We start from the raw sequence: 6,125 nt of genomic DNA on the forward strand, positions 1-6,125 counted from the left end.
TTTTATATTTCAAATATTTCATCGGTTCTATTTCATATCTGCAAGGAGGTCTTCATGAACAAGCTGGCATTAAAAACCAAAATCGTCATAGTTGTAGACATTCTGTTTGCTATAAGCATAGCAGCTGTACTATTCTTAAGTATCCGCCAGGCCAGGAGCAAGATCACTGAAGCCATGACCGAACAGTTTATCAACGAGGATAAACAGATTGCTCGTCAGGTTGAGATCATATTGGAAAATGGCGGGGACGTTGAAGCATTGCAGAGCTTTGTGACTGACCTTATCTCCAAGAACTCTCATATTGCTTATGCAGTTGTTGTGGACACAAATGTAGAAGCTATCGCACATAGCGATACCGAGAAGATTGGCAAATCCTATGCAGACGATACAAGTTATACAGTGCCTGCTTCTCAGCAGGGCGTGGTCATGACCAGCCAGTTCTGGGCAGATGTTCAAAAGGCCTGGACCTATGATGTAATGTATCCCATATACCAGGACGGCAAGCTCTTTGGTTCCATGGATGTGGGTATCTATAATTCAGGCGTGGATTCTGTTGTAAACGGACTTAAGAACGTATCCATTCCCATGGCTATTGCAGTCATTGTGATCATTTCCGTTGTCATCTTCCTAGTTATCAAATTCCTCTTTAACGTATTTGAAGACCTGATCGCATTCTGTAACGAGATTTCCAAGGGTAATCTTACAATAATGCTGGATAACAAGATATATAACAGAGAAGATGAGATCGGTAAGATCGCCAAATCCATGGCCAATATGAGAGACAGTCTAAAAGGACTCCTCATCAATACCAGCAATAGCTCCTCCAAGATAGAGAATATAGCAGACAAGCTCAACACCACTGCAGAGGAGACCAAGAGTAAATCCCTGGATATCGTTGATAAATCCGCAAACGTTACTGAGAGTACTGTCAACCAGAGTGATCTCACCAAGAGAAACGCCACCATGGTGGAGGAGATCACAAAGGGCATGGACAATATCGCAGAGAGTATCCAGCATATCACTGAGGACTCCTCCGCTACAGCCAAGGATGCAGAAGAAGGCAACCGTCAGCTCATGGAAACTGTAGAACAGATGAATGTAATAGATCAAAAAGTATCTGTTACCTATGACAAGATCCAGCAGCTATCCGATATGTCCGGTACTATCGAAGACGTAGTAAAGCTTATTGTGGATATTTCCGGTCAGACCAACCTCCTGGCACTCAACGCCTCCATCGAGGCTGCCAGAGCAGGCGAGCAGGGCAAGGGCTTTGCAGTTGTAGCAGGTGAAGTAGGTAAGCTGGCAGACGAATCAGGCGTTGCAGCTCAGAAGATTGCCAGCATCATCAATGACATCAGAAGCAGTATCCAGGAATCAGTTGCTCTCATGGATGAAGGCAATAAGTCAGTGCAGCAGGGTATCGAGCTTACCCAGAAGGCCAGAGATTCCTTTAGCGGTATCAAGGAGAGAATCGAGAATGTCACCCAGGATATCACCAATGTGGCTGCTGTAACCCAAGAAGTATCTGCCAGCACATCAAATCTCTGTGCATCTATGGACCAGATCGCAGATCTGGCTGAGACAGTAAACAGCGACACAGACGAAGTGAGCGGCATGGCCAAGGTACAGGAAGAAATGATGGATGAGATCTCAGGCGGCGTAGCATCCCTTCTTGATACAGTAGGAGGCCTTAAAGATTCACTTAGTGCATTCAAGCTGGACGAGACAGTGGTTTAAACGCACTGTGATCAATTTTCCCTATCAAAAGCTCTTGTTCAAAAAATATGACATGTCATGATCGCTGATCGCGAAAAAACTTTATACATGAATAAAAAATCCAGCCTCCTGGCATTGGGTCTATGGCCAAATGCCCGGAGGCCGGTTAATTATGTATGTGATTCTAAGTATTCTTCTGCATCTGCTACTGCAAAATCCAATCATCAAGAGGAAGCCAGTAGCCTTTCTCCTTAAGTTCTTCCTCGATTATATCCAAAGTTTTCTCATCATCTGCACTGATAATATGATAGTGGTAGCCACTGGTAGCAGAGCTTAGTGATTTGGACTTGCCGGATTTAATAGCATCCATAAACTCTTTTGCCTCACGGCGTGAGCTGACACCAAGGGGCGCCTCAAGGCGGTTGTAGTACCTATGATTGATAATGACATTCTCCGCCACTCCACCATTGTCCACAATGGTGAAAAGCTCATCAAGGATCTCGTCATCAGTGTGACAGCTCTTAATAATGCGCTTGCAGACCTTGGACTGACTGATAACATAGCCCCTGTTGGTGGAGGTAATGTCTATGCCGTTTGCTCTGATAAGGGCGATATCCGTCACCACAACCTGGCGGCTCACCATAAGCTCCTTTGCAAGAGCTGTTCCGGATAAAGGTTTATCAGATTTTTCTAACAGTTCAACTAATTTTAGTCTTCTAGCCTGTCCGTCCATAGCATCTCCCATTAAACGGCTCTTAAATTCTTCATAGAGATATCCAGGATCGGTGCTGAATGTGTCAGTGCACCGCTGGATACATAGTCAACTCCACTATCTATGATATTTGAAATATTCTCCCTGGTCACGTTACCGGAGCATTCTGTCTTTGCTCGTCCATCTATAATTTTAACAGCTTCCTTCATGGTCGCAAGGTCCATGTTATCCAGCATGATTATGTCAGCACCTGCCTCTACTGCTTCCCTGACCTGTTCAAGAGTCTCAGTCTCGATCTCGATCTTGCGAACAAATGGAGCATAAGCCTTTGCCATCTCAATAGCCTTTGTAATGGAGCCTGCTGCACCGATATGGTTATCCTTTAACAGGATGCCGTCTGACAGATTATAACGATGATTCTGGCCTCCGCCGCACTTTACAGCATACTTCTCAAAAATACGCATATTGGGGGTGGTCTTTCTGGTATCAAGGAGCACTGTCTTACTGCCGGACAAAAGGGCTGCCACCTGATGGGTATATGTAGCGATGCCACTCATTCTCTGAAGATAATTAAGAGCCACACGTTCTCCGGAAAGAAGGACACGAATATCGCCCTTTACCTTTGCCATGAGCTGCCCCTTCTTAACCTCATCCCCGTCCTTAACATATTTTTCAACCACGGTAGCTTCATCAAGAATCTTGAAAACCCTCTCATAAACATCCATACCACAGATGATGCCGTCCTGCTTGCAGATAAGCTCAACCTCTCCCGGCTGTGCGTCAGGCATTACAGAATTTGTAGACACATCCTCACTGGAAATATCCTCTCTAAGAGCCATCCTTATGAGCTCATCTGCGTTTAATGTCATTGTAATATTATTCATTATATCGCTTCCTTCCTGCGTCTTAAGTTTTCTTCCTTTTTGATCTCTCCCACCACCATGGCATGGTAATATTCCATAATAGAGGGCAGATCTTCATAGGCGTCTATATTTACAAGGTCACCAAAATCAATGGGCTGTTTGAATGAGGTGGTATTTGCTATATCTCTGGCAGCTCTTTTTGCAAATACCAGACTTTCCAACAGCGAATTGCTGGCCAGACGATTGCGTCCATGAACACCGTTGCAGCTGGTCTCACCCACAGCATAGAGCTGCTCCATGGTAGTCTTGCTGTCCCTGTCCACGTATATACCACCCATAAAATAGTGCTGGGCAGGCACCACAGGAACCCAGGTCTTAAGCGGATCATAGCCGGCTTCCTTGCAGCGCTTGTAAATATTGGGGAAATGACTTAGGATCTCTTCTTTTGGTATAGGCGAAAAATCAAGCCAGACATGTTCTGTCCCATCCTTTTCCATCTGCTCGTAAATAGCGCGGCTCACAACGTCCCTTGGCTGCAGCTCATCAGTAAATCTCTCGCCTGCCTTATTACGAAGGACTGCACCTTCTCCGCGGACAGATTCGGAGATCAAAAAGCTTCTTCCGCCCTGATTAGTAAAGAGCGTTGTGGGATGGATCTGAACGTAGTCGCAGTTTTGCAGCTTAACATTGTGATACATAGCAAGGGCCAGAGCATCACCGGATATATGGCGAAAGTTTGTAGAATGGGGATATACTCCTCCAAGGCCTCCGCAGGCAAGCACAGTCACATCACCCTGGATAGCTGTTGTCTTGCCGTCCAGATCAGCCACCACGATCCCGTAGCATACATTATCACGGCAAACCCAGTCTACCATTGTTGTGTAGGGCTTAAGAGTGATATTATCCCTCTCCTTTGCCCTGGCAAGGAGCTTACTTGTAATTTCCTTTCCCGTAACGTCCGCATGAAAGAGAATCCTGTTATTTGAGTGAGCCCCTTCCCTGGTAAAGACAAATTGCCCGTCTTTCTTCTCGAATTCAACGCCAAAGCTCTCCAGGTCATGGATCACATCCTGAGAACTTCTGATCATGATCTCCACAGACTCTTTTCTGTTTTCATAGTGACCTGCGCGCATTGTATCTTCAAAATATGCATCATAATCCGACTCATCTCTTAGCATACAAATGCCGCCCTGGGCCAAAAAGCTGTCGCAGCTATCCAGGGCCCACTTTGAGATCACAAGAATCCTTTTATCCCTTGGAAGACTAAGGGCACAATATAAACCTGCAACCCCGCTCCCAACTATGATCACATCATATTTTTTATCCATAATTTATACCGCCGCCAATTCCAGCATTTTTTTCAAAGGCTTTAATGATCTTTCTCTCTTGTCATCATCAACTTCAACTACGCCGCTTCCATCTCTGAGGCAATCACGGATCTTCTCCAGTGTGACCTTCTTCATGTTGGGGCATATCTGAGCGCCACCTGCAGAATAGAAAAGCTTGTCAGGATTCTTCTGTTCTAACTGGTAAAGCACACCAAGCTCTGTGCCGATTATGAACTCTTTCTTATCAGAGCTTGTTGCATGCTCTATGATCCCTGAAGTACTTCCTATGTAGTCAGCCATTTCCAGCACATCCAAAGTGCACTCGGGATGTACAAGGACTTCTGCCTCAGGATGTCTCTTCTTTGCATGCTTTATCATATCTGTTGTTATATTTTTATGCACATGGCAGAAGCCATCATTGAAGATGAAATTCTTCTCCGGAACCTTCTCTGCAATATATCTGCCAAGATTCTCGTCCGGAATAAAGTAGATATTCTTATTGGGAAGCTCCTTTACAATCTTAAGTGCATTGGCACTGGTGACGCAGACATCAGAATGCATCTTAAGCTCTGCTGTGGAATTGATATAGCAGGCAACAGCCACGTCTTCATATTCTTCGCGAACCTTCCTGATACGCTCCACATCAGCCATGTGTGCCATGGGACAATCAGCTGTGATATCGGGCATAAGTACTGTTTTGTCAGGATTAAGGATCTTTGCGGACTCTCCCATGAAGCTGACACCTGCAAAAACAATAGTACTCTCTTTGAGGTCTACAGCAACCTTTGCCAGATAGTAGCTGTCTCCAATATAGTCAGCGATCGCCTGCACATCGTCATTTACATAGTAATGAGCAAGGATCACTGCGTTTTTTTCCTTTTTTAACTTTTCAATCTCTTCTACCAGTGTCATAACCAATCTCCTTTTTTGTCATTGATGGCAGTATAGCATATGACTTTACCACTGACAAGACAGTTGTAAAAACAGATATTTTGCCACACCATAACTGTTCCCTCGATGCAAATGCTTGACTGGCGCTGCTGCAGAAGTTATTTTCCTCGTTCGCGGCACTCCAAATGGTGTTTTGCTAAATTCTTCAGAAGCCTTTTAAAGCGCGCCGCACTCGAAAGAACTCGCAGTGCCAGGGGTTGGGGGATGGTTGTTATTCAATGGTGCAAAATATAAAATAAGGATGTAGGAATTATAGCAAATAAAAATGCTGTAAAACCTACATCCTTATTTAGTATTTTAGCAACCATTGATACACTTTCATGAGGGAGGAGGTGTACCAGTGGAAAAAAATCTTAAAGGAGAACTGGCAGTAATGGATAGTCTTGATATCAAGCCAAACTATGCTGCCCTTGGTAGGAAATATGGCATGGATTGGAGGACTGTCAAAAAATATCATAACGGATACAAGGGCAAGCCCAAAACAAGAAATAAAGGCAGTAAACTTGATCAGTATAAAGACGAGATTTCGGATAAGCTGACCATCAGAAGATTAAC

The 6,125-nt window shown here is 44.6% G+C and carries 5 protein-coding genes and 1 pseudogene; 2 read left to right on the forward strand and 4 right to left on the reverse strand.

Annotated features, from left to right (window positions below; all coding sequences use genetic code 11):
* Nucleotides 1-54: 54 nt before the first annotated feature.
* Complete coding sequence (locus G636_RS0102600; RefSeq protein ID WP_026506750.1) at nt 55-1,737, forward strand: methyl-accepting chemotaxis protein; 1,683 nt, start codon at nt 55-57, stop codon at nt 1,735-1,737.
* Between the two features lie 184 nt (nt 1,738-1,921).
* Here G636_RS0102600 and G636_RS0102605 read toward each other — a convergent pair whose 3' ends face one another.
* From G636_RS0102605 to nadA, 4 genes are read right to left on the reverse strand one after another with little or no spacing between them, the layout of a single operon-like run.
* Nucleotides 1,922-2,449, reverse strand: coding sequence for a transcription repressor NadR (locus tag G636_RS0102605; protein ID WP_026506751.1), 528 nt, complete (start codon nt 2,447-2,449; stop codon nt 1,922-1,924).
* Nucleotides 2,450-2,460: 11 nt separating this feature from the next.
* On the reverse strand, nt 2,461-3,312 hold the full coding sequence (nadC, locus tag G636_RS0102610; protein WP_026506752.1) for a carboxylating nicotinate-nucleotide diphosphorylase: 852 nt from the start codon (nt 3,310-3,312) through the stop codon (nt 2,461-2,463).
* The gene (locus tag G636_RS0102615) at nt 3,312-4,619 is read right to left on the reverse strand and encodes an L-aspartate oxidase (RefSeq protein ID WP_026506753.1); all 1,308 of its coding nucleotides are present in this window, start codon (nt 4,617-4,619) and stop codon (nt 3,312-3,314) included. Before G636_RS0102615 ends, nadC begins: the two co-directional genes overlap by 1 nt.
* 3 nt (nt 4,620-4,622) lie before the next feature.
* Nucleotides 4,623-5,531 (reverse strand): quinolinate synthase NadA, encoded by a 909-nt coding sequence (gene nadA, locus G636_RS0102620; protein ID WP_026506754.1) that lies wholly within the window; start codon nt 5,529-5,531, stop codon nt 4,623-4,625.
* 379 nt (nt 5,532-5,910) lie between these two features.
* On the opposite strand from nadA, the pseudogene G636_RS0102625 reads away from it, so the two are divergent.
* Nucleotides 5,911-6,125 (forward strand): annotated as a pseudogene (locus tag G636_RS0102625) (IS21 family transposase); the annotation flags it as partial.

Origin of the sequence: Butyrivibrio sp. MC2013 (genome assembly GCF_000424585.1) — a bacterium.
Lineage (GTDB): Bacteria > Bacillota > Clostridia > Lachnospirales > Lachnospiraceae > Butyrivibrio.